A 23667-nucleotide genomic window follows, 5' to 3' on the forward strand; every position below is an offset into this window, starting at 1 on the left:
GATAAGATGAGCGGAACTGAAACGATCAGCTGGGCAGATTTCGAGAAGGTCGATATTCGCACAGGAACGATTGTTGAGGCTGTGCCATTTCCTGAAGCCCGCAAGCCAGCTTTCAAGCTGAAGATCGATTTTGGGGACAAGATCGGTATCAAAAAATCGTCAGCACAAATCACAAAACATTATGAGCCGGATGCGCTGATTGGTCGGCAGGTGCTGGCCGTGGTCAATTTCCCCCCGCGCCAGATTGGGCCTTTCATGTCCGAAGTTCTTACGCTCGGTCTGCCTGATGAGAATGGTGAAGTGGTCCTGGCTGCAATTGATAAAAGAGTTCCAGACGGCGTTAAACTATACTGATCGTCTTTCTGTGATTTGTGCATGTCGCCTGTTGTGTGCGATTGATCGCACAAGCAACAGACAGGAATGAAGCAGATGCAGGGAACGATTGTCGTCGCCATAGGCGGAGCTCTGGGAAGCATATTGCGCTATTGGATGACCATCTGGCTTGCGCCGGTAAGCCAGGGGCTGCCCTGGGGCACAATTGCGGTCAACATCATCGGTTCATTTGCCATTGCTTTCTTTGGCGCGATGACGATGGCATCCAGTCGTATTGAAGTGCATGAGATCTGGCGTCTTGCCTTTATGGTTGGCGTCTGTGGGGGCTTTACAACCTTTTCCTCATTCAGTGTGCAAACTTTCGAACTGTTGCGTCTTGGCATGCCGGGGCGCGCACTTTTGAACATCAGTATTTCGCTTGCTGCCTGTCTTGCCGCGACAGCTCTTGGTTATTTCGCAGCACAGGTGCTCAATAAAGTTTAACAGTTTCTGCCGCGCATCTTATCTCAAAACTGCTTCGCAGTTTTGCTGGAAATGCTCTAGGCCGGAATGCGGATAATTGCTCTTAAGCCGCCGGTGGGGGCATCTTCCAGTTCGATATCGCCGCCATGGCTTCTTGCAATATCGCGTGCGATGGCGAGGCCAAGCCCGCCTGTGCCGCCTGAATCCTGTGTGCGTGCTTCATCAAGGCGCACAAAGGGTTTGAAAACGTCTTCGCGACGATCTTCCGGTATGCCGGGGCCGTCATCATCCACGATGATTTTCAGCCAGCCATCTTCATGCGTGAGTGCAAGTTCGACATTCTGCGCATGGCGGAACGCATTGGACACCAGATTGCTGACAAGACGCGAAAAGGCGTTCGGTCGAACATGGATCTCGCTGTCGCCTTCAATGGAATATTTGAAGCCGCGTTCGCGCAGTCGCGCTTCATTGGAAAGTTTGTCGCAAAGCAAACGCACATCATAGGTTGCCGCCTCTTCCGCACCTTCGCCCCGCGCAAAAGCCAGATAGCCTTCAAGCATCGTCTGCATGTCGGCAATGTCCTGATTGAGCGGTTCGGTGTCGATGGCATTGCCGGTGAGGGCGAGTTGCAACTTGAAGCGGGTAAGAATGGTGCGCAGATCGTGGCTGACGCCAGAAAGCATGGCTGTGCGCTGTTCAATCTGTCGCTCAATGCGCGAGCGCATCTGAATGAAAGCAATGCCAGCGCGACGGACTTCTTCCGCACCATGGGGGCGGAAGCCCTCCGGCATCGGGCGGCCTTTGCCAAAACTTTCAGCCGCCTGTGAAAGCTGCTGGATGGGTTTGATCTGATTGCGCAGGAAGGCAATCGCAATGATCAGAAGAACAAGGGCTGTGCCGATCATCCAGGTGAGGAAGATACCGGTATTCGATGCATAGGCCTGACTGCGGCGGGCAAAGACACGAAGCACTTTATCTTCGAGCTTGATGCGAATTTCGATCAGATCGGAATCGCCAACCGTATCCACCCAGAACGGACGATTGATCTGACGGGTGATTTCTTCGCTCAGGAAGTAATCGAGAATGGCGAAGAACGGTTTTGGTCCCGGTGGTGGTAGCGGATCGGGCGGCAGGATCGAAATATTGAGGCCAAGACGCTGCTGTGAGATACGGATCAGGTTGTCGTATCCGGGTTCCTGCGGGTAAGTTTCTAAAATGTCGATGATTGCAGAAATATCACGGACAACGGCTGTTGAAAGCCGTTCAGTCACCATCTGCCAATGCCGTTCCATGAAGACATAGGCGATCACGGACTGAAGCAGCACCATCGGTGCGATGATGATGATGAGCGAGCGCGCATAAAGCCCTTTGGGCATTTTGCGCGCAAACCAGCGCGTTATCGATTTCCAGGGTGACTTCATCGTCTCAGACAACTCCAGACGGTTCTGCTTGTTGCATGTTTTTGGTCACGCTCTGAAATTTGCGAGGCTCCGCGCTTAGGTCTGGCTTCTAGTCGATTATTCAATACTCAACTTATAGCCGATGCCGCGCACGGTTTGCAGCCAAACCGGGTTGGCCGGGTCCTGTTCGATTTTGCGGCGCAGACGGTTGATCTGCACATCAATTGTGCGCTCGCCGACATCCCCATCCTGCCCGGTCAGCTCATGACGCGGAATGGTTTCGCCGGCGCGTTCTGCAAAGATGGCCATGATATCCTGCTCGCGGTCCGTGAGCTTGATTGTTTCGCTGCCTTTTTTCAACTCGCGGCGCGGGATGAAAAACGTGTAAGGACCAAAAACAATCTGTTCGATCTTTGGCTGGGCAGGGGTTGCTCCACGACGCAGGATATTGTTGATGCGCAGGATCAGCTCGCGCGGATCGAAAGGCTTGGGCAGATAATCGTCTGCACCGGCCGACAATCCATCAATGCGACTGTCGGTTTCCGACAGTGCGGTGAGCATGAGGATCGGCACGGTTTTTTGTTCGCGCAGCGACCGGGTGAGCGAAACGCCGGTTTCGCCCGGCATCATCACGTCGAGGATCAGCAAGTCGAAGTCGATGCCTTCAAGCTTGCGGCGTGCTTCGGCAGCGCTGCCAGCCATCGTGACCCGAAAACCGCTGGTCGTCAGATATTGCGAAAGAAGGCTGCGGATTCGCGTGTCATCATCGACAACAAGAAGATGAGGCGCGTCATCCGAAAGGTGCTTTTCTTCTTCAGCCATGGCGTCGTTTGGTCCCATCCTGTTCCAGATCAGCGCGCATCATTTCATCACGCGTGATTGGCTTTAATTCTACCCATGCCCTAGCAGGCCAACTGTCTTTGGTTCGCCATGACATGATACATCTTACCGACAGGAAAGTGGCGCGTCTATGAGAGCGTTTCCACAGCTGCTTCTGCTGCTGTGAAGTCATCAATCTGAACGCGCCGTTCAGGATTGACCATGTTGTAAAGAAAGCGCTCGATTACTTTCCGTTCTTCAGATTGACATTCTTCCAATGCCCTCGCGATGCGGCGCGACTGTGGCAGCGTGAGCGCAAGAGTGAGTTGGCGTCCACTTTCTGTTGGATAAAGCCGGCGGTGGCGGCGGTCATTGAGCCCCGTCGCCTGCACGACATGGCCGGTGTCGATAAGCTGCTTGAGAACACGAGACAGGCTTTGCTTGGTGATGCGCAGCACTTCCAGCAGTTCAGCGACCGTCATTCCCGGCTTGCGGTTGATAAAATAAAGCACGCGGTGATGGGCGCGGCCAAAGCCTATCTTCTCCAGAATCAAATCCGGGTCAGCAGTGAAATCGCGATAGGAAAAGAACAGCAACTCAATGACGCTGAGATCGGCAGCCTCCAGCGAGGTCAAAGGATTGGTTATATAATTCACATCATTCGTCGAGTTCACATCGAAGCTCCGTCTTGTTACGATAAATATGTCAGCATTGTTGACATAACTCAATCGTCAAGATAATTTTTGGGAAGTGCGGGGCGGTATTTTTGGAATAAAGTTTACGCTGCTGCATGCTGGAGGAGAGATAATTACGCTGTTTGCCGGTGTAATACTGTCCCATAAGGACAGTAGCGTATCATGGCGAGCGTTATTTTCCGCATTGACTGGAAATATCGATTTAACTGGCTGGAAAAGATTAGGGAAAAGGCTCATTCGAGCCAAACGGGATGGTGGAAAACCGCTACCCAATTTTGAGGAAGAGTAAAATGTCTGCGATTCCATTCGATCAACGTGACGGATTTATCTGGCAGGATGGCGAATTCGTCGCCTGGAAGGATGCCAAGATTCATGTGCTGACCCATGGTCTACACTATGCGAGTGCAGTGTTTGAAGGCGAGCGTGCTTATGGTGGCGAGATTTTCAAGCTGACCGAGCATACTGAGCGTTTGCATGAATCCGCTCGAATTCTTGGTTTTGAAATTCCCTATAGCGTGGAAGAGATCGACAATGCCTGCCGCGAACTGCTCAAGAAGCAGGGCTTTGAGGATGCCTATGTGCGCCCCATCGCATGGCGTGGATCGGAATCGCTTGGCGTTTCGGCGCAGAACAATCGCATTCATGTGGCTATCGCGATCTGGCAATGGCCGAGCTATTTCTCACCTGAAGAAAAGATGAAAGGCATTCGTCTCGATATCGCAGAATATTGCCGCCCAGATCCACGGACTGCGCCATCGCGCTCCAAGGCTGCCGGTCTTTATATGATCTGCACGATTTCCAAACATGCAGCTGAAGCCAAGGGCTATGCGGATGCGCTCATGCTGGACTGGCGTGGACAGGTTGCGGAAGCCACAGGCGCGAATGTTTTCTTCGTAAAAGACGGGGCTCTGCATACGCCAAAGCCGGACTGCTTCCTTGATGGAATTACGCGCCGCACGATCATTGATCTTGCCAAGCGTCGCGGCTTGGACGTTGTCGAGCGCGTAATTATGCCGGAAGAACTGGAAACATTCAGCGAATGCTTCCTGTGCGGAACTGCGGCTGAAGTGACGCCGGTTTCAGAAATTGGGAAATACAATTTTAAACCTGGCGTAATTACGAATATGCTTATGAATGATTATACAAATGAAGTTCAGCCAAAGCGAAGAGCGGCTGAATAGCAGTGTTTTAAACAGAAAAAAGCGGCGTTTAAGCCGCTTTTTTACTATATGGATGCTTAGTGTTTGACTTTGAAGCGTTTCGGCCCAAGATTTTGTATGTCGGATTCGCGTTATTCCGGCTTTTAACTCAGATGGGGTGACGATTATGGAATCTCTACTGCCTATCATTCTTCAGCTTGTTTCGGGGGCAGTCGGTGGCAATATTGCCGGTGCCGTCAAAAACCTGAGCCTCGGTACTGCTGGTAATACTGTTGCCGGTGGTATTGGTGGGGTTATCCTTGGTCAGCTTCTGCCGTTATTGTCTGGCGGCGGGCTGGATTCTGTTCTTAATGGTGTGGTTGGCCAGTTGGCAGGCGGTGGCGTAGGCGGTCTCGCGCTTACGGCAATTGTCGGGCTGATCAAAAACTCGTTGGCTAGCAAAGCTTAAGGGTAAATCAGACCTGAGAGCAGGTAAATAGAGCGGTTGTGGAGACGTCAGCCGTTGGAAATTTATTGCGAGATGGAAAATGGGCGGCTCTCAGCCGCCCGTTTTGTTTGCAAAAGCGCTTGCACGATCTTACTTTAGAGTGCACTTCGATCCGATGGAATTTATGCTCTAAAATAGGGCAGCTTTAACCGCAGTTTTTAATTCTGCTGACTGAATGGAGTATCCTGAATGGGGCAATTGCAAGCTATTATCGTCCCGGTGACGCCTTTTCAGCAGAACTGTACTATTCTTTTCGATAGCGACACAAAGAAGGGCGTGGTGATTGACCCGGGTGGCGATTTCGATCGCATTAAGGAAGCGATTGCCTCTCAAAATGTCGATGTGGAAGCCATCTGGATTACCCATGGGCATATTGATCATGCGGGTGCCGCGCTTGATCTTAAGGAAGATCTCGGCGTTGACATTATTGGCCCCCATAAGGATGACAAGTTTTTGCTGGATAATCTGGCGACGACTGGCCTTAAATATGGACTGACCGAGGGTGTACGCAATGTAACACCGGATCGCTGGCTTGAAGAAGGTGACAAGGTCACTGTTGCGGGCCACACATTCGATGTGTTTCATTGTCCGGGCCATGCGCCCGGCCATGTGGTCTTTTTCAATCCAGAAGCGCGTTTTGCGATCGTCGGTGATGTTTTGTTCAATGGCTCCATTGGCCGTACCGATTTGCCCGGCGGCGATCACGCAGCGCTTATTCGCTCCATTAAGGAAAAGCTTTTGCCACTTGGCGATGATGTTGGCTTTCTGTGTGGCCATGGCACCGGTGGGCGCTTTGGGGAAGAACGCCGCAACAATCCGTTTCTGAATGATCTCGGATATGCCTGATCTGGTTTATCCTTAAAAAAAGCCGCCCTGTGAGGCGGATTTTTTGATTTTGCGGACTTGATCAGTTGGCCGAGCAGAAGTGATCGCGACCATCATACCCGCGATAGGTGCCGGTATTTGGATTGAACGAGCGATAGCGGTCCGAACAATATTGATACCAGCCACGGCTCCAGGGTTCATAACCAACACGATACTGCACGCTGCGTGCAGGCGGGGCTGGATAGTAGGCTGGAGGCGGTGGTGGTGGCGCATAAACCGGCGCTGGCTGCACATAGGTGGGCTGTGGCTGGCTTAGCGCGCTGCCAAGCAATGCGCCCGCTGCAAGGCCGATGACGCCTGCGGCAACCGCATCGCCGGTGCGATCACGATCGCGGTGACGATAATATGGACGACCCCATCCGCCCCGATCCCAGCCGCCACCATCCCATCCGCGACGGCCCCAGGAATCTGCTGATGCCGCAGCCAATGGCGCTGAAACTGCTGCTATGGAGGCTACGCCAAGAATAGCCGCTTTGAGTAACCTGTTCATTGTTCGCTCCTTCGGAAGCATAACTGCAATCTCTACGATGCGTCCGGTTGAATGGGCACGGAGCATCAATCATGAATAACAAGTTAATAGTGTCGACATGAATGGAGGCTGAACAATGTTCATAGGGCGCGGAAATCGCGGTTAATCGGTAAATTAGATGCAGTGGCGGTAATATTTCGCGCGTTTGGCTCTGTGATGATTCCATAAAAAACCCCGGCGTCAGCCGGGGATCAAATTCTTGATCAGTAAGACTCGAGCTTAGTCAGTAATCGAAATGTTTACTGCCTTAGGGCCTTTGCCGCGACGATCCGGTTCCGTCTCGTAGGAAACCTTCTGATTGTCAGCAAGTCCTGCCAAACCCGAAGCCTGTACAGCAGAGATATGCACGAAGATGTCTGCGCCGCCATCATCAGGCTTGATAAATCCGAAACCTTTTTCGGAGTTGAAGAATTTGACCTGTCCGGTCTGTGCCATGGGATCCGTTCCTTTTCCTTGGCGCCACTGCTTTATGAGAGACAGTGGAATTACTACTTCTGCCGAACGCACCACACACCCGGCAGAGGGTCATGCAGGCAGTTATCGACTTAGGAAAAGAAACGATCATTGCTGGAGAGTACCCCCCAACCCGAAACTTCTAGCGGTTCCGGCGCGCCGTTCTTCAAGTCTTCCGTTGTGCTCAAATTGCCCGGACATTTGAAGACTGATCTATGATGCGTTATTTGGCAAGCAAATTCTTTTCGCAAAATGCGATTAGTTTTCTTCGAAAGGGTATCATTGCTAAATTTTTCAAAAATTACCAGAATACCGCTAATTTAATACAAAAAGAGTGCGAGAGAGGGGAAATATATAAAATCATACTATGGTATAGTATGCCTTGTTGCTTATTTATTGCGCAAAACTATGCATGCGCCGCCTGCTGCTCGTAGTTTAGTGCAAATGTTATCCGCCTCGCTGCGATTATCAGCGCCTATGCGTACCGCATAAATACCCCGTCGGGCAATGGGAGTACGAACACGGCTGATGACCGGATTATGCCCAGACAGCACGCTTGGAAATTGTTTGCGCAGACGATTCCATTGATTGACCGCGACACTGCGCCGGAAATTGCCTGCGACCTGAATGCCCCAAGGCTTCGGCTTGATGCGCGACATGGGAATGGTTGCCGTGCGAATAATTGGCAAGCGCTGGCATGCTTGCGCAAAGCTGAGCTTGGCATCAAGTGGGCGGTTGTTGATTTCATTGCCTGATGCGAAGTTATCCGCCGGTGCGCCCGTTAGATCCAAGACGTAATCTTCGGTTTCAAGTGGCAAAAAGCCACCGGAGCGCATCCAGTTGGAAACACGCGTTGGGCCTGCATTATAAGCCGCCGCCGCAAGGCCCCAATTGCCGAAGGCGCCTTTCAGTTCACTCAAAAAGCCTGCCGAGGCAGGAATTGCCTGTTCGATGTCGAAGGGATCGGCCAGTCCGCGCTCTTTGGCCGTATAGGGCATGAACTGTGCAATGCCCTGTGCACCAACCGGACTCACAGCGCGATGGTCAAAACGACTTTCTTTCCAGATTAGCCGTGCAAAGAAGTCTTTGGGAATACCGCGTTTTTTAGCATTCGTTTCAATCAGCTCGCAGATTCGTTCAACCGTGGGCTCCGCCTTCTTAGACGGTATGGGCGGACCATAGATTTCGGTTTCCGGCCTATTTTCAGCAGAAACGGATTTGATAGCGTCCGGCCAGCAAAGAAGCTGGAAAATTGTGACAGTTGCCATAACCAGATGCGAACGCTTCATGCAGCCTTTCCGCCATTGATCCCCGAAAGCTATAGACAGAGTAAAGCAAGTTTCTGACTTGTCGATATGACTTTCATGTGCGGATGCGGAATATATGCGAATATATCCTTGTTCTTCCTCTTCGCTGTGCCATTTTAGTCGTTAACAGGAGAGGAGGGAGCAATGCTTCTGAACAGAATCAGCCGATTGAGCATCTTGGCGGGTGCCTTGTTTCTCACAGGTTGCGTAGCGGAAGGGGGCCCCGATTACCGCCCGCCCATGCGCCCCGGACCATCGCAGCCGCAAATGTGCCCAATGATCTATGCGCCGGTTTGTGGTGAACGTGGGTCTTCGCGCAAGACGTTTGGCAATGCCTGTCAGGCGCGTGCCGACGGTTATCGGATTGTCGGAAACGGACAATGTCGTTCGAGGCCGGGGCAAGGTTCCGGCTGGGGAGGAGAGCGTCCGGGCCGCCCGCCACATCAGGGCAACAGGCCGGGACGCCCGGGTGCAGCTGCTTGTACGCGTGAATATATGCCGGTTTGTGCACGCCGGGGCAATGACAGGCAGACATTCCCGAACCGCTGTGAAGCGGAACGTGCTGGCTACCGCATCACGAATGGCGGGCAGTGCCGTTAAGCACTGAACGCTATTGACTCACCGTCCCGGTCGGCCCGTCTTGCCGGGGCGACGCTTTTTGCGGGCAGTTTCAGCCGCGTCTTCATAAGAGCCGATACCTGAACGCTCGCGGCGGATGGCTGCATCGTCGGCCCCTGCCGGCTTTTCTGTGCGCTTGACGGTCATCTCATCCAGCGTGTTCTTGCGGAACAGCGGCTTGGCCATGTCCGTGCCCGGTCCCATATTATCGAGCGATGGCTTCGCAAAGAGTGACTTCTTCGGCTCGTCGCCAACAGTGCGGTGCACCTTGCGACCCGCGTTGTGACGGCCTTTTGTGCGACCGGTCACAGGGCTTTCAAGCTCCACTTCACGCGCCATCGGATCGTCGGCAATGGCGAGTTCCATTTCACGCAGGCGTTTAACCTCATCCCGTAGGCGTGCCGCCTTTTCGAAGTCGAGATCAGCAGCTGCATCGCGCATCTGCTTTTCGAGATGTTCCAGATGGGCGGCAAGATTGTTGCCCATCATCGCGCCTTCTTCGGCAAAGCCTGAAATATCGGCGCGGACGTGATCCTGCTCGTAAACCGAATTCAGAATATCCGAGATATTCTTCTTTACCGAAGCAGGCGTTATGCCATGCTCACGATTGTAAGCTTCCTGCTTTTCGCGGCGGCGGCTGGTTTCATCCATCGCGCGCTGCATGGAGCCGGTGATGTTGTCTGCATAGAGAATGACCTTGCCGTCAACATTACGCGCCGCACGGCCGATGGTCTGGACAAGTGAGGTTTCCGAACGCAGGAAACCTTCCTTGTCAGCATCGAGAATGGCAACGAAACCACATTCGGGAATATCAAGGCCTTCGCGCAGCAGGTTGATGCCCACCAGCACGTCGAACGCGCCAAGGCGCAGATCGCGGATGATTTCGATGCGTTCCAGCGTGTCGATGTCCGAGTGCATGTAACGCACGCGAACGCCCTGTTCGTGCAGATATTCGGTCAGGTCTTCGGCCATGCGCTTGGTCAGCACCGTGCAGAGCGTTCGATAGCCCTTGCGTGCAGTCTCGCGAATTTCGCCCAGCACATCATCAACCTGATTTTTCGCCGGGCGGACTTCGACTGGCGGGTCGATCAATCCGGTTGGGCGGATGACCTGCTCGGCGAAGACGCCGCCCGCTTCTTCCATTTCCCACTTGCCCGGCGTTGCCGAAACCGCAATGGTCTGCGGACGCATGGCGTCCCATTCCTCAAAGCGCAGCGGGCGGTTGTCCATGCAGGAAGGCAGGCGGAAGCCATATTCGGCCAGCGTCGCTTTACGACGGAAGTCGCCGCGATACATGCCGCCAATCTGCGGAATCGTAACATGGCTTTCGTCGAGGAAAACCAGCGCGTTATCCGGGATGTATTCAAACAGTGTCGGTGGCGGTTCGCCCGGTTTGCGTCCTGTCAGGTAGCGCGAATAGTTTTCAATGCCGTTGCAAACGCCGGTGGCTTCCAGCATTTCAAGGTCGAAATTCGTGCGTTGCTCAAGACGCTGCGCTTCCAGCAGACGACCGGCGCGGGTCAGTTCTGCGAGGCGGTGCTGCAACTCTTCCTGAATGGACTTGATCGCCTGATTAAGCGTCGGGCGGGGTGTTACATAGTGCGAATTCGCATAAATTTTGACCGATTGCAGATCGCCGGTTTTCTGGGCGGTCAGCGGGTCAAACTCGGCGATGCTTTCGATTTCATCGCCAAACAGCGAAATACGCCATGCCCGGTCTTCCAAGTGGGCCGGGAAGATTTCAATCGTATCGCCACGCACACGGAACGAGCCGCGCACGAAATTGATGTCCTGTCGTTTATATTGCTGCGCCACGAGATCGGCGAGAAGCTGGCGCTGGTCGAGCCGGTCGCCAATCTTCATCTCGAACGTCATGGCCGTATAGGTTTCGACCGAACCGATACCGTAAATACAGGAGACAGACGCCACGATGATCACATCATCACGCTCGATCAGGGCGCGAGTTGCGGCATGGCGCATCCGGTCGATCTGTTCGTTTACGGTCGATTCCTTTTCGATATAGGTATCGGACCGCGCCACATAGGCTTCCGGTTGATAGTAATCGTAATAGGAAACGAAATATTCGACGGCATTGTTCGGGAAGAAGCTTTTGAACTCGCCATAAAGCTGCGCCGCAAGTGTCTTGTTCGGCGCGAGAATGAGCGCGGGGCGCTGCGTTTCCTGAATGACCTTCGCCATGGTGAAGGTTTTACCCGAGCCGGTGACGCCAAGCAGCACCTGCGTGCGGTCCTGATCTTCCAAACCACTGATCAGATCGCGAATGGCCGTTGGCTGATCGCCGGATGGCTCGAAGCTCGATTCCATCTGGATCGCAATGCCGCCTTCCGACTTTGGCGGTCTGGCTGGGCGGTGCGGTGTCCACAACTCACCATTCTTAAACAGCGGATTGCCGGATTCGATGAGGTCGGACAACGCTTTAACGGTTGCGGTCGCCCCGGTCGGGTTGAGAGCTGTGGCCTCTTCCAGGCTGATATCAAGGCCAGCGACAGGATTGAGACCGGCGGCGGCGCGTTCTTTCGCCGAAGCGGCGCCGCCCATGGAGGTTCCACGCGCACTGCGCGATGATTCCTTGCTGCGCTCAGGCACTTTTTTCGGTGCCTTTGCTGCCTTTGCTTTGGGCTGAGGCTTGTCTGCCTCATCGCCAATCTCTTTGGCCCAATCGGAGATTGAGCCAGAAAAGGGTGTGCCTGACAAATCGCGTTGTGGCGCCTCGCCAAAACCGCGCGTTTCGTCATGCGAATCCTGAGTGTATTTGTCTTTTGAGGAGGCCATGCTCCCAATATGGAATTTCGCAACACAAATGAAAAGGGCGCCCGGATCAAATATGGAACAAATCCGGTGCGCCATATCGCAATTTTATGTTGCTCCTGACATCAGGCTGTCAGGAGGTGGCAATCACCGTGGCCCGCGTGGGCGCCAGCGATCACCGGGACCATAAAAATTAGGATGATAACCGGGATGGTCGCGCCAGCCAGGATGGTCGCCCCAGTGTGGACGCGGTGGTCCCCACTGGTTTGGTCCGCGCCAGTTTGGACCCGGACGATACGGACCCGGTCCCCAGCCTGGGCCAGGGCCCCAACCGGGGCGCGGCCCCCAACCGGGACGTGGACCCCAATTGGGGCTATTATTCCATCCATCATTATTGATGGCTGAGCCGATTACGAGACCTGCAATCAGTGGTATGCCAATGGCTGCGGCAGTTGATCCGAAATTGTCGTTGGTGGTGTAGCCTCCGCCGCCTGTCTGAACAGCGATATAGCGAGAGGAAGCCCATCCATCGAGACCGCGATAATTGACGCGACACCAGCCGTAGCCACTCGTACAACCTGCCACGCCGATGATGACACCGTTTGGAATGCGCCCCATAGATGGATATTGCGTTCCGGGACCCGTGCGCAGGTTTATATTTGCGGTTGCAAGACCGTTGGAGGCTTCCGCATTTGTTGCAAAAAGAATGGCTAATGTAGCAATAGTTGATTTAATAAGAAATCTCATTATTTGCCCCATGTTCAATCTCTGTGCATGTATATATATCATTAAAGCTATAAATTTACTTAATGATATTTAGTTTTATGCTGTTATGTTTAATAGTTAAAAATTTATCTTTTAGGGCATGTTTGGATCTCATTGAATTAGATCAGCGCTCTAATGCTTTGTTTTAACGCGCATCTTTGTCCGAAAATCGTTTCACGCTTTTCGGGATGCGCACCAAATCGCTGTTGTCTTTGATTTGCATGGCAGAGGTGTTGATGATGCACTTTCCCTTGCGACAGGCTTGCAGCATACTCGCAGCCGACTCTTTTCAGACTCGCAAGGGACCTATCGATGAACGATTTCAATGCGCCTAAGGGCATGCTGACTGTGCGCACGCAGGCTATGCCAAAAGATACCAATTCGGCTGGTGATATTTTCGGTGGCTGGGTTATGGCGCAGATGGATACGGCCAGTGGCATTCGTGCTGCTGAACGCGCCAAGGGACGTGTGGTTACTGCTGCCGTGCGTGAAATGTCTTTCGCAAAGCCGGTCAAAATCGGTGATGTTCTGTGTGTTTATACGGAAATCATCCGTGTTGGACGCACATCAATTACGTTGCGTGTTGAAGCATGGGCGCAGCGCTATCTCGCCGAGGAGATGGATCTTGTGACGCATGGCGAATTCGTCATGGTGGCGCTCGACAAGAGCGGACAGCCAACGCCGGTTCCGGCAGAGTGACACCAACAGGGCCTGTTGCTATTTGCAGGCGCGATATCCACTTCGGCGCTGCATGAGGTCGAAGTGGAAGTGGTCGGCGTGTTCGCGGTTATAACCGGGGCCTAAAACCGTGGTGAAATAATTGCAGGCATCGGAGCGAACGCTGTTGAGCAGACCTTTCTCCCTAAAGGAGAAGAAGCCGGGTTTGCGCACGGCTATGCTTTTGCCATTGTTGAGAACAATTTTCGTGACGTCGATGGCGTTGCCGCGGGAATGTTCCGACATTTTGGCGCCGCGACGGTGGTTCATGGTACGGCAGGAATAGCCGCCCGCGTTGTGAATGGTATTAATGCCGGAGAGGTAACGCAGGCGGGACGAAGGTTGCAGGTCGCCCTTGATCCAGCGTGCAAAGGCTTCGGTGACTTGACAATTGAGCGTGGCAGCGGGTTTGAAGGCGATGGAACCGCTGTTGAAGCCGCTGACTTCAATCGGGTTGTCGATGCGACATGTGCCGCCTTGATTGATGGGCGACTTTTCAGTGAAGACGACGCCAAGCCGCTTGAGCCGGGTGCGGCAGGCGGCCTCTGAATTTGACAGGGTGTACATGTTTTCAGCCGTACTGACCGGGTTCTGAATAGGCGAAGCAAAGCCATAATCGCCAGCATAGTGTGGCTGGCTATGGGTCGTCATCTCATTGGCATTGGTTTCGATTTCTTCGGCAAGTCCGACGACGCGTGCTTCGCGCGGGCTTTGGGCGGAAGGAACCGGGGCAGGCGGCACAATGATATCGGCGCTGCCAATGTCAGCCTGCGGGCGGGGAGGACGATCACCGGAACAGCCAGCCATAAGCACCAGCAATATAAAGCTTGCCGGGCGTGCATAGCGACGAAAGCGGTTGGACAACGCAAAACTCATGTCCATGCCTTTCAGTTTGGAACTGGCTCCAACACATATTAGACCATAAGCGTAAACGAACAGTCAGCGCTTCTGTTAAGGGCTGTGGCGATAATCAGGCGTCTCATGGTCATAAGATTGGCGAAATCTCTATAACACTCTGCTAACAGTATTTTGCGGTTTCGGGCCAAGCCGCGACAGTGTCCTTCCGGTCCCCAAAGTTTTTTTCATGTCAGCACTCATGTCACCAAGCGTTCTGCCGATTCTGCTTCTGATTGGCTCCAATATTTTCATGACTTTTGCCTGGTACGGGCATCTGAAATTTACCAGCACGCCGCTCGTAACGGTCATTCTTATCAGCTGGGGTATCGCGCTGATTGAATATTGTATGGCTGTGCCTGCAAATCGCATCGGGCATGAAGTGTATTCGACCGCACAGCTTAAAACGATGCAGGAAGTCATCACGCTGGTGATCTTCAGCTTGTTCTCGGTCTTTTATCTCAAAGAAGCCTTCACCTTGAATCACCTGCTTGGCTTTGCGCTGATTGCCGGTGGTGCGGCCCTTATCTTCCGGGGTTGATTACTCTGCTGCGCTCAGAGCTGGTTCCGTTTTGCGCTTCCAGAACATCGGGACCAGTTCCACCGCCAGCATTGCGGTAAATAGCAGGCCGCAGCCGATGAAGCCGATGAAGGTCAGCCGGTCCCCGAGGAAGATTGCGCCGAACATTGCTGCAAAGATTGCTTCGGAAGACAGGAAAATCGCAGCCTGCGCTGACGTCGTGTAGCGCTGGCCGATGGCTTGCAGCGTGAATGCGACGCCAGATGAGAAGACGCCGGTAAACAGCAGTTCTTTCCATGTCAGGGCGATGGCATTCCAGTTGATGTCTTCGATAGCAACGGCAATCAGAAGGCCAGCGGCGGCCGCAGTGGCAAACTGAACGCAGCTTAGCGTGATGGGGCGCCCGGAACGATTGGCCCGGCTGATCAGCAGAACCTGCATCGCCCAGAATATCGCGCCGATGATGATGAGCCAATCTCCGTGTTTGAGGGCGCTTAGCTGCCCGCCGGAAAGCAGAAAAATACCTGCAAGACATGCCCCCGCGCTTGGCCAGACAATGGGATGCGGCCAATTTCTGAAAATGATGACGCCGAGCACCGGCACCATCACGACATACAGCCCGGTCAGAAAACCGGCATTGGTGACAGAGGTGGTAATCAGGCCGATTTGCTGGAGCACAAGACCAGTAAAGAGCGTTGCGCCAACAAGCATGAAATAAAGATAATTCGAACGATCAAGCTTATGCGGCGAGCGCCTGCCTTCAGCAATCGACCATGGCAAAACCGACAATGCGGCAATAGCAGAACGAACACCGATAAACAGAAACGGGCCGATGCTTGCCATGGCAGTTGATTGCGCGACAAAGCCCATGCCCCAGATGACGCCCGCCAGAAGAAGGAGCATATTAGCCTGTACGCGTGTCATCAGTGCCTCATGTCTATAAGAAACAAGGATGACAGCTTGGCTCATCATCCCTTCGTGGATATGCTATAGGCATTAGCCTGACGCTGCGGCAAGGGATTTCCTCTTGTTGCGAGTGTGGCAAAGCTTTTTCGGAAGGGCAGCATGTTTTCTTGTCTATTTAATCATAGGTCAGTTCTTACAGGCGCTGCACTGGCTCTCGTTTTTGCAAATCCCGGTTCAGCCTCGGCCGCTTTCAAACAGATTCGCGATAGCTGGGTTCTGTGTGATTATGCGTCCAATTGCACGCTTACGCTTAACAGTACAACGCAAGGCGCCCCCTCGTTCAATCTGTATCGCAGCAGTGCAGTTGGCGCGCAGCCCTTGTTACGCTTGTCCAATCTTGATTCGAAGCCTGCCTCCGGGCAATTCGTCATTGCGGTTGATGGCAAGCCAGCTCTTTCCGCCGCTGTTTCCGCACTCAAGCCCAATGATGATCAGTTCGATTATGATAATGCGGCGGATGTTGCCAAGCTGATGGATGCCATGAAGGCGGGGCAGAAATTGACGCTGCAACTTGGAAATAAGACTTACAGCTATTCGCTGTCCGGTTTTGTCGGTGGTCTTATTTATCTTGATGAGCAGCAGGCGCGGAATGGCACAGTCGCGGCCCTGCAGGCCAAAGGCAAAAAGCCTGCGCCGCCTGCGCCCGATGTCTCGCTGATCACAGCTCCCGAACAGTTGCCAAAGAAAATCCGGCCAGATTTTACCGATGAAAAAGGTGTATGTGGCACGTCTGGCGGGTCATCCTTTGACACAGGTGGCGGTTTTAAAGCGAAGATCGGTGATGGGTTGAGCATGATTGCAATGCCATGCGGCTCGCCGGGAGCTTATAATCAGCCTTATGTCTTCTATAGCCAGTATGAGAATCAGGTGGTTCCAATCGCGTTGCCAACCATTTCGGATGATGGTCCAAGCACGGTCGATCAGGCATGGAATATCGACTGGTCGCAGGCAAACAAGACAGTGACCGCGTTTTTCAAGGGCAGGGGCTTGGGTGATTGCGGAACCTATGATGTCTGGAAAGCCACCGATGATGGCGAAGGCAAGGTGCGCTTTGTGCTTGTTGAAGAGCGGTCGAAAGGTGATTGTGACGGCAATTATGCGGGTGGGCCTGAAAAGTGGCCTGCAAGCTGGCCGATTTCTGTAAAATAGCGCAATGTTTCCCGCACAATTAACAGGCTAAAATTTTTGTTCGTGAAATGATTTGTGAAAATGCTATAGTTTCATCAACATCACTTTGAACGGTTCCGAAGCCTGTGCTTCGGGGACCGTTTTCTTTTGTGTGCCGGCGGGTATTTTTACCTTTCGGACGGTGATTTTGCTTCAATGTGTGAGGCAAGATCAGGCGGGCAATCAAACTGCCGTCGCATTTAATCCCGGAGGGGAGTGCGACGGGCGATGGAAAGGACTGGACTGGGTATGGAAAAGTTCCCGATGACCCCTCGCGGTTTCGAAAACCTCAAGGAAGAACTGCGCACGCGTCAGCAAGTTGAGCGCCCTCGGATCATTGAGGCGATTGCTGAAGCGCGCGCGCATGGCGATCTTTCTGAAAATGCTGAGTATCACGCTGCAAAAGAAGCCCAAAGCCTGAATGAAGGCCGTATCAACGAGCTTGAAGATCTGGTTGGCCGCGCCGAAGTGATCGACGTTACCAAGCTTTCCGGCGATAAAATCAAGTTTGGCGCAACCATCACGCTGATCGATGAAGACACCGAAGAAGAGAAGGTCTATCAGATCGTTGGCGATCAGGAAGCCAACGTCAAGGAAGGCCGTATTTCGATTTCCTCGCCAATCGCGCGCGCGCTGATCGGCAAGGGTGAAGGTGACACGATTGAAGTCAATGCACCGGGCGGCTCGCGTTCTTACGAGATCATCAGTTTCAAGTTTGTTTGATGTCTGAGGTAACGGTTCCCGTTGATCAGGTTGAGGTCGTTGCGCCTAATTTCAAGCGTCGCCTTTCGGGCGTGACCTCAACCATCGTGCAACTTATCCCTTTGCAGCGCGCGAAGGGATTGGGCATTGCGACAATGGGGCCGGGACTGCCTGACAGCCTGCCGCATTTAGGCTGGTCAGCGCTTTTCTCCTTTTGGAAAAGGCCTGCGAGGCGACGTTTCCGTATCTGGCACGCACGTCGCAATATCGAAATGCTGGCAGGCATCTTCATGCGCGATGTGCTGCGCATGAAGCTCAGGCTGGTGTTTACGTCTGCTGCACAGCGCCATCACAAAGCTTTCACCAAATGGCTGATTCGCCGCATGAATGCGGTGATTGCGACCAGTGGTCGTTCGGGACGTTTTCTCGAAGTGCCGCATGATGTGATCATGCATGGCGTTGATCTTAAACGGTTTCATCCGCCGCTCGGCGATGATGACCAGTTCAGCGCATCCGGGCTGCCGGGTAAATATGCAGTTGGCTGTTTTGGCCGGGTGCGTCATTCAAAAGGCACGGATTTGTTCGTTGATGCGATGATTGCGCTGTTGCCAAAATATCCTGACTGGACGGCAATCATTACCGGGCGCACGACGACTGAACATCAGGCATTCGAAGATGATTTGAAAGCGCGTATTACGGCTGCTGGTTTGCAGGATCGCATCCGCATTCTTGGTGAGGTGCCGGATGTGCGCATCTGGTATCGGCGGCTTACACTTTATTTGGCGCCATCGCGCAACGAAGGTTTTGGCCTCACGCCGCTGGAAGCCATGGCTTCACAAACGGCTGTCGTTGCAAGCGATGCCGGTGCCTATGCCGAAATGGTCGTGGAAGGTACGGGCAGTTTTGTTGCGGCAGGTGACGGCAATGCTTTGCGCAATGCTATTGAACCTTATCTTGCCGATCCGGCTATGGCTCAACGCCATGGCGAAAACGCGCTGGCCCACGTGCGTGAAGCGTTTCCGCTCGAAAAAGAAGCGCAAGCAATCAGCGCGGTTTACGAGCGGGTGTTTAACGCCAAATAGATTTAGAGAATCATCAGTGGCTCGTCCTTAACCGGACGAATGGTCAAGGCTGTGCGGACCGAATCCACATTGGGCGCAGCCGTCAGCTCTTCGATGACGAAGGTCTGGAACGTGTTAAGGTCGCGCGCAACGCAATGCAGCAAAAAGTCGGATTCACCCGACACCATCCACGCGCGGCGTACCAGCGGCCACTGCTTGGTTTTCTCTGCAAAGGCTTTTAAATCGGCATCCGCCTGACGGTGCAGGCCCACCGAACAGAAAGCGACGAGATCCTGACCGAGTGCATTGCCGTTAAGGATGGCGCGGTAACCACGAATGACACCGCTTTCCTCAAGTTTGCGGACGCGGCGCAGGCAGGGAGGGGCCGAAATTCCAACCCGCTCAGCGAGTTCGACATTGGTGATGCGCCCGTTATTCTGGAGCTCCCGAAGGATTTTCCAATCGATTTCGTCCAGATCGGCCTTGATCGGCATATAAAACTCCGCGCGCAATGAAATTTCATTCAGGCGTAATAATAAAACACTCAGCGCCGCTATAGCGCAATGTAATCCTGCTCATACCAAAAGAAACGACCGGATGTAAACTGCTTAAAGCGCTGTTAGCGCATCCAGAAAGTGCGTGTGAACAGGATAAATACGGTGACAAGCTCAAGACGCCCCGCGAGCATCAGGAATGAAAGCACCCAAAGCGCGGGATCGTGAATGGTGGAATAGTTGCCCACTGGTCCGATTGTATCGCCCAGACCGGGCCCGACATTTGACAGGGCAGTCAACGCGCCGGTGAAGGCGGAAACAAAATCCAGTCCGAGGGACGCTAGCAAGACGGCGCCGATGACAAGAGAAGCGATATAAAGAAACAGATAGAGCAGAACGTTCTGGGCGATCTCGCCGGACACTTCCGATGAACCGTACCGGATTTTAATGACCGCATGGGGCGTGATCAGCCGCACGAGGTTCGCTTGCGTCAGACTCCACAAAATGATCAGGCGATTCATTTTTATGCCGCCGGAAGTGGAGCCAGCGCAGCCGCCAAGGAACGAGGCAAGAAAGAAAATGCCGATTGCCGGTGGTCCCCAGAGCGAATAGTCTTCCGTTGTAAAGCCGGTCGTGGAAATGACGGATACAAAATTAAAAGATGCCGTGATCAGAGCACTTCCAAATGGAATATGTGAACCAAGGCGAAGCACAATTGCCAGAATAAAGCTGAAACCAATAACAATGGCCAGAAACAACTTCACCTGAGGGTCAATGAGCGAATCCGTTCGACGTGGCATGAAAGCTTTAATGTAAAGAATAAACGGTAGCGCTGATAAGGCCATAAACACAGTTGATATAAGCAATATCAGGTGGTTGTCATGGTAAAAGCCGAACGAGCTGTCATGCGTAGAAAAGCCGGCGGTGGCGATCGTCGTCATGCTATGGTTCACAGCATCAAATATGCTCATGCCAGCTGCGAAATATGCGATTGTACAAGCGGTTGTCAGGCTTAGATAAGCTGTGATGATGCCCAGAGCGATCTGGTTCATGCGTGGAAGAATTTTTTCCGATTTGTCGGAATTCTCCATATGAAAAAGCGCAAGCCCTCCTGCACGCAGCGATGGCAGCAGCAAAAGCGCAAGCCCGATAAAGCCGATACCGCCGATCCAGCAAAGAAGTGATCTCCACAGAATGATGCCGCGCTGCATGTCATCAAGACCTGTCAGAGCAGTGGCACCGGTTGATGTGATGCCTGACATCGCTTCAAAGAAAGCGGTGGCATAGCTGATTGGCAGATGGGAGAAATAAAGCGGGATCGAACCGAGGAAGCCGCCAGTCACCCACAGGCAGACGGTCAGCAAAAAACCAAGCCGCGGTGTGAAGCGGGTGTTGTGATTGTGCGTGGCCAGCAGAATCAGGGCAGACAAAGCGCCGGTTGCTGCGGCAGAACGCACGAAAACGAGCCAGTCATCGCTGCCGTCGCGCAGATCGACGGCCGCTGGCAGCAGCATTGCCACAGCCATTACGAGGCCGAAACGCGCGCAGATATTGGCGACTGTCTTATAGATAGCGGTAGGCTCCAGCTTTTTGAAAGCAGTGATTTATTCTGCGTGTTTAACGCGGGAAACTGCCCGCTGCAATGCGGGTGTGGCGTATAGCCGTTCCGAAAGGTCACAAGCTGTGGGCGAAGGGCGGCAAACATGCAGCCAACCTTGCAAATGCGGGTTGGTGGACCTACCTTGGACATAATGTCAGGGCACTAGCCAAATCGAGTGCGAAAGCGATTCTCGCAAGCTTGACGTCCGCGAATTAAATCGATTTTTGGGACCGGAGAACTACCCTTATGTCACAGCGTCACGCGCCCGTTATTATTATCGGCTCAGGTCCGGCGGGTTATACTGCCGCAATCTATGCAGCGCGTGCGATGCTCAAGCCGATCATCATCACTGGTCTTCAGCAGGGTGGTCAGTTGATGATCACAACCGATGTGGAAAACTATCCAGGCTATGCTGAACCCGTGCAGGGGCCCTGGATGATGGACCAGATGGCAACGCAGGCGCAAAATGTTGGCGCCGAGATTCTTTACGACATCATCACTGAAGTTGAGACCACGTCGCGTCCGTTTCGTCTGATCGGTGATTCTGGCACAGTTTACACCTGTGATGCGCTGATCATTGCCACAGGTGCGCAGGCCAAGTGGCTGGGCCTTGAAAGCGAACAGACCTTCATGGGTGGTGGTGTTTCAGCCTGCGCGACCTGTGACGGGTTCTTTTATCGCGGCAAGGATGTTGTGGTTGTTGGCGGCGGCAATACGGCTGTCGAAGAAGCACTTTATCTCTCGCACATCGCCAAGAGCGTGACGGTTGTTCATCGCCGCGAAAGTTTCCGTGCTGAGAAGATCATGCAGGATCGTTTGCTGTCACGCGATAATGTGAAAGTGGTCTGGAACAGTGTCATCGATGAGATTGTCGGCACTGAAGCCAAGCCGCCGATGGGCGCAACCGTGACCGGTGTGCGCTTGAAGAATGTTGTTACGGGGGAGACGGCTGTTCATGATGCGCATGGCGTTTTCATCGCCATTGGTCACGCGCCGGCTGTTTCTTTGTTTGAAGGCAAACTCAAGCAGAAGCCAAACGGTTATCTTTGGACTGCACCCGATTCAACGGCCACGGATGTTGCTGGCATTTTTGCTGCTGGCGACGTCACAGACGATATTTACCGGCAGGCAGTCACGGCTGCGGGTATGGGCTGCATGGCTGCTCTGGAAGCAGAGCGCTGGTTGGCTGCACAGGAACCGCTGCACGAAGCTGCGGAGTAATGAGAGGGGGAGAAGGTGGTCGCACCGCTCGACTGGGATAAACTGCGCATCTTCCATGCTGCTGCGGAAGCAGGGTCTTTTACCCATGCCGCGCAGACATTGCATCTGTCGCAGTCGGCTATTTCGCGTCAGGTGAGCGCACTTGAGCAAGATGTCGGCGTTCCGCTGTTTCATCGACATGCGCGCGGACTCATTCTGACGGAACAGGGCGAAACGCTCTACCGGACGGCACATGACGTGCTGATGAAGCTCGAAAATGTTCGCTCCAAGCTTGCCGAAAGCAAGGAAAAGCCAACAGGTCGCCTGCGTGTGACCACAACGGTTGGTCTTGGCTCCGGCTGGCTGATCGAACGCATTCAGGAATTCGTTGAGCTTTATCCGGATATTCAGTTGCAGCTTATCCTCGATAATGAGGAGCTGGATTTGACCATGCGTCACGCGGACTGCGCCATTCGTCTGCGTCAGCCGCAACAGCCGGATCTCATTCAACGTCGCCTGTTTACTGTGCACATGCATGTCTATGCATCGGCAGGATATGTTTCCAAGCATGGAAAATTGAATTCCATTGAGGAAATTGACCAGCATCGCGTGGTGACATTCGGTGAGCCTGCGCCAAGCTATCTGACCGGCTTGAACTGGCTTGAGATTGCCGGCCGTACGGATGGTAGCTCACGTATTCCGGTTTTGCAGGTCAATAATCTTTTGTCGATCCGTCGCGCTGTGCAGCGTGGGGTCGGCATTGCGGTTCTTCCTGACTATATGGCCGATAAGGAATCGGGTCTCGTCCAGCTTCTGCCAGAGCTTGAGGAAATTCCTTCCTTCGATACGTTCTTTTGTTACCCGGAAGCGTTGAAGAATTCGGCCAAGCTGCATGCCTTCCGCGATTTCTTGTTCTCGAAGGCGAGAAACTGGGTGTTCTGATCAGGCTCAGAAATTAGCAAAAGGCCGCGCAGGATGACTGACGCGGCCTTTTGCTATTATGAACTCTCCAGGGCGATAGGGGCGTCGTTGTTCAGGTCTTATTCCCATTAAGATTATGTGGATAGACCTCGTGCATAACGTCATCAATCACGTAATGTATGAGTGTATCGACCTCGACGATTTCACTGAGAACCGTATCGTCCAGATTATGAACAACAGCCCCGATAATGCGCTCGCCCGGCAATTCCCGGTTGATTGCATGGGCGACAAAGCCTGCCGACGGTGCCCATACATAATTCGTTCCGTTTGCTTGGCCCGACCATGCTCTATGCAGATGGCCGCTTGCATGAAGTTTGACATTATAATCCGCAAAGAGATCGGCCAGGCGTTGGCGAGGTCTTGGTGGAACACCCCAAAGGCCGGTGTTGCTTTCATCCAGCGCATCGACAAACAAAGGTTTGTGCGCAAAAACCGCAGCGGGTCGGCCGCCGCTTTCGCTTAATTGCTGTTCGAGCCAGAGGAACTGCTGTTCCTCGTCGGTTGAGCCGTCGCCGAGGATGAGACTGTTGAGACCGATCAGTCGCCATTGTCCAAAATCCCGCGCCCAGTAATCGGGACCGAAATGTGTCAATCGGCGTTTAAACGGGACCCCTTATCGGCGTCCAAAAAGTACCCCTCCTTTAGGTTGCAAGGTTTAGCGTGCGCGGGCCCGTAACTTTAAA

Annotated in this window: 26 protein-coding genes and 1 pseudogene; 13 read left to right on the top strand and 14 right to left on the bottom strand. The window is 53.4% G+C overall.

Annotated features, from left to right (window positions below):
* The first annotated feature begins 6 nt into the window (after positions 1 to 6).
* The gene (locus VBH83_RS13390; protein WP_265985550.1) at positions 7 to 354 is read left to right on the top strand and encodes a tRNA-binding protein; all 348 of its coding nucleotides are present in this window, start codon (positions 7 to 9) and stop codon (positions 352 to 354) included.
* A gap of 75 nt (positions 355 to 429) precedes the next feature.
* Positions 430 to 816 (top strand): fluoride efflux transporter CrcB, encoded by a 387-nt coding sequence (crcB, locus tag VBH83_RS13395; protein WP_265985549.1) that lies wholly within the window; start codon positions 430 to 432, stop codon positions 814 to 816.
* A gap of 56 nt (positions 817 to 872) precedes the next feature.
* On the opposite strand, the gene VBH83_RS13400 is transcribed toward crcB, so the two are convergent.
* The 4 genes from VBH83_RS13400 to VBH83_RS13415 form a co-directional block, all read right to left on the bottom strand.
* Positions 873 to 2216 carry an ATP-binding protein gene (locus VBH83_RS13400; RefSeq protein ID WP_265985548.1) on the bottom strand — a complete coding sequence of 448 codons (1344 nt, stop codon included), beginning with the start codon at positions 2214 to 2216 and terminating at the stop codon, positions 873 to 875.
* Between the two features lie 96 nt (positions 2217 to 2312).
* Entirely contained in the window at positions 2313 to 3035 is a 723-nt protein-coding gene (locus VBH83_RS13405) for a response regulator (protein ID WP_265985547.1), read from the bottom strand.
* Positions 3010 to 3132 carry a hypothetical protein gene (locus tag VBH83_RS13410; protein WP_396998177.1) on the bottom strand — a complete coding sequence of 41 codons (123 nt, stop codon included), beginning with the start codon at positions 3130 to 3132 and terminating at the stop codon, positions 3010 to 3012. Before VBH83_RS13410 ends, VBH83_RS13405 begins: the two co-directional genes overlap by 26 nt.
* 31 nt (positions 3133 to 3163) lie before the next feature.
* On the bottom strand, positions 3164 to 3688 hold the full coding sequence (locus VBH83_RS13415; RefSeq protein ID WP_396998179.1) for a MarR family winged helix-turn-helix transcriptional regulator: 525 nt from the start codon (positions 3686 to 3688) through the stop codon (positions 3164 to 3166).
* 311 nt (positions 3689 to 3999) lie between these two features.
* Here VBH83_RS13415 and VBH83_RS13420 point away from each other — a divergent pair, with 311 nt between their 5' ends.
* The 3 genes from VBH83_RS13420 to VBH83_RS13430 all read left to right on the top strand — a co-directional run bounded on the left by VBH83_RS13420 (position 4000) and on the right by VBH83_RS13430 (position 6202).
* Complete coding sequence (locus VBH83_RS13420) at positions 4000 to 4890, top strand: branched-chain amino acid aminotransferase (RefSeq protein ID WP_265985545.1); 891 nt, start codon at positions 4000 to 4002, stop codon at positions 4888 to 4890.
* 145 nt (positions 4891 to 5035) lie between these two features.
* Positions 5036 to 5317 carry a hypothetical protein gene (locus tag VBH83_RS13425; protein WP_265985544.1) on the top strand — a complete coding sequence of 94 codons (282 nt, stop codon included), beginning with the start codon at positions 5036 to 5038 and terminating at the stop codon, positions 5315 to 5317.
* Positions 5318 to 5545: 228 nt separating this feature from the next.
* Positions 5546 to 6202 carry an MBL fold metallo-hydrolase gene (locus VBH83_RS13430; RefSeq protein WP_396998181.1) on the top strand — a complete coding sequence of 219 codons (657 nt, stop codon included), beginning with the start codon at positions 5546 to 5548 and terminating at the stop codon, positions 6200 to 6202.
* Between the two features lie 61 nt (positions 6203 to 6263).
* On the opposite strand, the gene VBH83_RS13435 is transcribed toward VBH83_RS13430, so the two are convergent.
* From VBH83_RS13435 to VBH83_RS13445, 3 genes are all read right to left on the bottom strand, one after another.
* Complete coding sequence (locus tag VBH83_RS13435) at positions 6264 to 6731, bottom strand: BA14K family protein (protein ID WP_396998183.1); 468 nt, start codon at positions 6729 to 6731, stop codon at positions 6264 to 6266.
* Positions 6732 to 6989: 258 nt separating this feature from the next.
* On the bottom strand, positions 6990 to 7205 hold the full coding sequence (locus tag VBH83_RS13440; protein WP_265985541.1) for a cold-shock protein: 216 nt from the start codon (positions 7203 to 7205) through the stop codon (positions 6990 to 6992).
* A 407-nt stretch (positions 7206 to 7612) separates the two neighbouring features.
* Positions 7613 to 8512, bottom strand: coding sequence for a lytic transglycosylase domain-containing protein (locus tag VBH83_RS13445; RefSeq protein ID WP_265985540.1), 900 nt, complete (start codon positions 8510 to 8512; stop codon positions 7613 to 7615).
* Between the two features lie 162 nt (positions 8513 to 8674).
* Between VBH83_RS13445 and VBH83_RS13450 the strand changes: the two genes are divergently transcribed.
* Positions 8675 to 9130 carry a Kazal-type serine protease inhibitor family protein gene (locus tag VBH83_RS13450; protein ID WP_396998186.1) on the top strand — a complete coding sequence of 152 codons (456 nt, stop codon included), beginning with the start codon at positions 8675 to 8677 and terminating at the stop codon, positions 9128 to 9130.
* A gap of 18 nt (positions 9131 to 9148) precedes the next feature.
* Here VBH83_RS13450 and uvrB read toward each other — a convergent pair whose 3' ends face one another.
* Both uvrB and VBH83_RS13460 read right to left on the bottom strand, forming a co-directional pair.
* The gene (gene uvrB / locus VBH83_RS13455; protein WP_396998188.1) at positions 9149 to 11941 is read right to left on the bottom strand and encodes an excinuclease ABC subunit UvrB; all 2793 of its coding nucleotides are present in this window, start codon (positions 11939 to 11941) and stop codon (positions 9149 to 9151) included.
* Between the two features lie 123 nt (positions 11942 to 12064).
* Positions 12065 to 12664, bottom strand: a complete 600-nt coding sequence (locus VBH83_RS13460; RefSeq protein WP_396998190.1) for an SH3 domain-containing protein — start codon at positions 12662 to 12664, stop codon at positions 12065 to 12067.
* 330 nt (positions 12665 to 12994) lie between these two features.
* Here VBH83_RS13460 and VBH83_RS13465 point away from each other — a divergent pair, with 330 nt between their 5' ends.
* Positions 12995 to 13381, top strand: a complete 387-nt coding sequence (locus tag VBH83_RS13465) for an acyl-CoA thioesterase (protein ID WP_265985536.1) — start codon at positions 12995 to 12997, stop codon at positions 13379 to 13381.
* Between the two features lie 18 nt (positions 13382 to 13399).
* On the opposite strand, the gene VBH83_RS13470 is transcribed toward VBH83_RS13465, so the two are convergent.
* The gene (locus VBH83_RS13470; RefSeq protein WP_265985535.1) at positions 13400 to 14275 is read right to left on the bottom strand and encodes an extensin family protein; all 876 of its coding nucleotides are present in this window, start codon (positions 14273 to 14275) and stop codon (positions 13400 to 13402) included.
* Between the two features lie 208 nt (positions 14276 to 14483).
* Here VBH83_RS13470 and VBH83_RS13475 point away from each other — a divergent pair, with 208 nt between their 5' ends.
* Positions 14484 to 14834 (top strand): DMT family protein, encoded by a 351-nt coding sequence (locus VBH83_RS13475; protein WP_265985534.1) that lies wholly within the window; start codon positions 14484 to 14486, stop codon positions 14832 to 14834.
* On the opposite strand, the gene VBH83_RS13480 is transcribed toward VBH83_RS13475, so the two are convergent.
* A complete protein-coding gene (locus VBH83_RS13480; RefSeq protein WP_396998192.1) occupies positions 14835 to 15737 on the bottom strand; it encodes a DMT family transporter in 903 nt (300 codons plus the stop codon).
* A 141-nt stretch (positions 15738 to 15878) separates the two neighbouring features.
* On the opposite strand from VBH83_RS13480, the gene VBH83_RS13485 reads away from it, so the two are divergent.
* From VBH83_RS13485 to VBH83_RS13495, 3 genes are all read left to right on the top strand, one after another.
* Positions 15879 to 16928, top strand: a complete 1050-nt coding sequence (locus tag VBH83_RS13485) for a DUF1176 domain-containing protein (protein WP_396998194.1) — start codon at positions 15879 to 15881, stop codon at positions 16926 to 16928.
* Positions 16929 to 17195: 267 nt separating this feature from the next.
* Entirely contained in the window at positions 17196 to 17669 is a 474-nt protein-coding gene (gene greA, locus VBH83_RS13490) for a transcription elongation factor GreA (protein ID WP_265985699.1), read from the top strand.
* Complete coding sequence (locus VBH83_RS13495) at positions 17669 to 18730, top strand: glycosyltransferase family 4 protein (RefSeq protein WP_396998196.1); 1062 nt, start codon at positions 17669 to 17671, stop codon at positions 18728 to 18730. Before greA ends, VBH83_RS13495 begins: the two co-directional genes overlap by 1 nt.
* A 2-nt stretch (positions 18731 to 18732) precedes the next feature.
* Here the strand turns inward: VBH83_RS13495 and VBH83_RS13500 are convergent, their stop codons facing one another.
* Both VBH83_RS13500 and VBH83_RS13505 read right to left on the bottom strand, forming a co-directional pair.
* A complete protein-coding gene (locus VBH83_RS13500; RefSeq protein WP_095447076.1) occupies positions 18733 to 19203 on the bottom strand; it encodes an Lrp/AsnC family transcriptional regulator in 471 nt (156 codons plus the stop codon).
* Between the two features lie 125 nt (positions 19204 to 19328).
* Positions 19329 to 20729 carry a TrkH family potassium uptake protein gene (locus tag VBH83_RS13505; RefSeq protein ID WP_265985530.1) on the bottom strand — a complete coding sequence of 467 codons (1401 nt, stop codon included), beginning with the start codon at positions 20727 to 20729 and terminating at the stop codon, positions 19329 to 19331.
* A 320-nt stretch (positions 20730 to 21049) separates the two neighbouring features.
* Between VBH83_RS13505 and trxB the strand changes: the two genes are divergently transcribed.
* Positions 21050 to 22024 (top strand): thioredoxin-disulfide reductase, encoded by a 975-nt coding sequence (gene trxB, locus VBH83_RS13510; protein ID WP_396998199.1) that lies wholly within the window; start codon positions 21050 to 21052, stop codon positions 22022 to 22024.
* 15 nt (positions 22025 to 22039) lie between these two features.
* Positions 22040 to 22945 carry a LysR family transcriptional regulator gene (locus tag VBH83_RS13515; RefSeq protein WP_265985528.1) on the top strand — a complete coding sequence of 302 codons (906 nt, stop codon included), beginning with the start codon at positions 22040 to 22042 and terminating at the stop codon, positions 22943 to 22945.
* Between the two features lie 91 nt (positions 22946 to 23036).
* On the opposite strand, the pseudogene VBH83_RS13520 reads toward VBH83_RS13515, so the two are convergent.
* Positions 23037 to 23570, bottom strand: a pseudogene (locus VBH83_RS13520) (metallophosphoesterase family protein); the annotation flags it as partial.
* Between the last annotated feature and the right edge of the window lie 97 nt (positions 23571 to 23667).

Origin of the sequence: Ochrobactrum sp. S1502_03 (assembly GCF_044435015.1) — a bacterium.
Classification (GTDB): Bacteria; Pseudomonadota; Alphaproteobacteria; order Rhizobiales; family Rhizobiaceae; genus Brucella; species Brucella chromiisoli.

Excerpts from the sequence above, each read along its gene's own strand:
- VBH83_RS13390 (WP_265985550.1), top strand. The coding sequence starts at position 7 with ATGAGCGGAACTGAAACGATCAGCTGGGCAGATTTCGAGAAGGTCGAT.
- crcB (WP_265985549.1), top strand. The coding sequence starts at position 430 with ATGCAGGGAACGATTGTCGTCGCCATAGGCGGAGCTCTGGGAAGCATA.
- VBH83_RS13400 (WP_265985548.1), bottom strand. The coding sequence starts at position 2,216 with ATGAAGTCACCCTGGAAATCGATAACGCGCTGGTTTGCGCGCAAAATG.
- VBH83_RS13405 (WP_265985547.1), bottom strand. The coding sequence starts at position 3,035 with ATGGGACCAAACGACGCCATGGCTGAAGAAGAAAAGCACCTTTCGGAT.
- VBH83_RS13410 (WP_396998177.1), bottom strand. The coding sequence starts at position 3,132 with ATGTCATGGCGAACCAAAGACAGTTGGCCTGCTAGGGCATGGGTAGAA.
- VBH83_RS13420 (WP_265985545.1), top strand. The coding sequence starts at position 4,000 with ATGTCTGCGATTCCATTCGATCAACGTGACGGATTTATCTGGCAGGAT.
- VBH83_RS13425 (WP_265985544.1), top strand. The coding sequence starts at position 5,036 with ATGGAATCTCTACTGCCTATCATTCTTCAGCTTGTTTCGGGGGCAGTC.
- VBH83_RS13430 (WP_396998181.1), top strand. The coding sequence starts at position 5,546 with ATGGGGCAATTGCAAGCTATTATCGTCCCGGTGACGCCTTTTCAGCAG.
- VBH83_RS13435 (WP_396998183.1), bottom strand. The coding sequence starts at position 6,731 with ATGAACAGGTTACTCAAAGCGGCTATTCTTGGCGTAGCCTCCATAGCA.
- VBH83_RS13440 (WP_265985541.1), bottom strand. The coding sequence starts at position 7,205 with ATGGCACAGACCGGACAGGTCAAATTCTTCAACTCCGAAAAAGGTTTC.
- VBH83_RS13445 (WP_265985540.1), bottom strand. The coding sequence starts at position 8,512 with ATGAAGCGTTCGCATCTGGTTATGGCAACTGTCACAATTTTCCAGCTT.
- VBH83_RS13450 (WP_396998186.1), top strand. The coding sequence starts at position 8,675 with ATGCTTCTGAACAGAATCAGCCGATTGAGCATCTTGGCGGGTGCCTTG.
- uvrB (WP_396998188.1), bottom strand. The coding sequence starts at position 11,941 with ATGGCCTCCTCAAAAGACAAATACACTCAGGATTCGCATGACGAAACG.
- VBH83_RS13460 (WP_396998190.1), bottom strand. The coding sequence starts at position 12,664 with ATGAGATTTCTTATTAAATCAACTATTGCTACATTAGCCATTCTTTTT.
- VBH83_RS13465 (WP_265985536.1), top strand. The coding sequence starts at position 12,995 with ATGAACGATTTCAATGCGCCTAAGGGCATGCTGACTGTGCGCACGCAG.
- VBH83_RS13470 (WP_265985535.1), bottom strand. The coding sequence starts at position 14,275 with ATGAGTTTTGCGTTGTCCAACCGCTTTCGTCGCTATGCACGCCCGGCA.
- VBH83_RS13475 (WP_265985534.1), top strand. The coding sequence starts at position 14,484 with ATGTCAGCACTCATGTCACCAAGCGTTCTGCCGATTCTGCTTCTGATT.
- VBH83_RS13480 (WP_396998192.1), bottom strand. The coding sequence starts at position 15,737 with ATGACACGCGTACAGGCTAATATGCTCCTTCTTCTGGCGGGCGTCATC.
- VBH83_RS13485 (WP_396998194.1), top strand. The coding sequence starts at position 15,879 with ATGTTTTCTTGTCTATTTAATCATAGGTCAGTTCTTACAGGCGCTGCA.
- greA (WP_265985699.1), top strand. The coding sequence starts at position 17,196 with ATGGAAAAGTTCCCGATGACCCCTCGCGGTTTCGAAAACCTCAAGGAA.
- VBH83_RS13495 (WP_396998196.1), top strand. The coding sequence starts at position 17,669 with ATGTCTGAGGTAACGGTTCCCGTTGATCAGGTTGAGGTCGTTGCGCCT.
- VBH83_RS13500 (WP_095447076.1), bottom strand. The coding sequence starts at position 19,203 with ATGCCGATCAAGGCCGATCTGGACGAAATCGATTGGAAAATCCTTCGG.
- VBH83_RS13505 (WP_265985530.1), bottom strand. The coding sequence starts at position 20,729 with ATGGCTGTGGCAATGCTGCTGCCAGCGGCCGTCGATCTGCGCGACGGC.
- trxB (WP_396998199.1), top strand. The coding sequence starts at position 21,050 with ATGTCACAGCGTCACGCGCCCGTTATTATTATCGGCTCAGGTCCGGCG.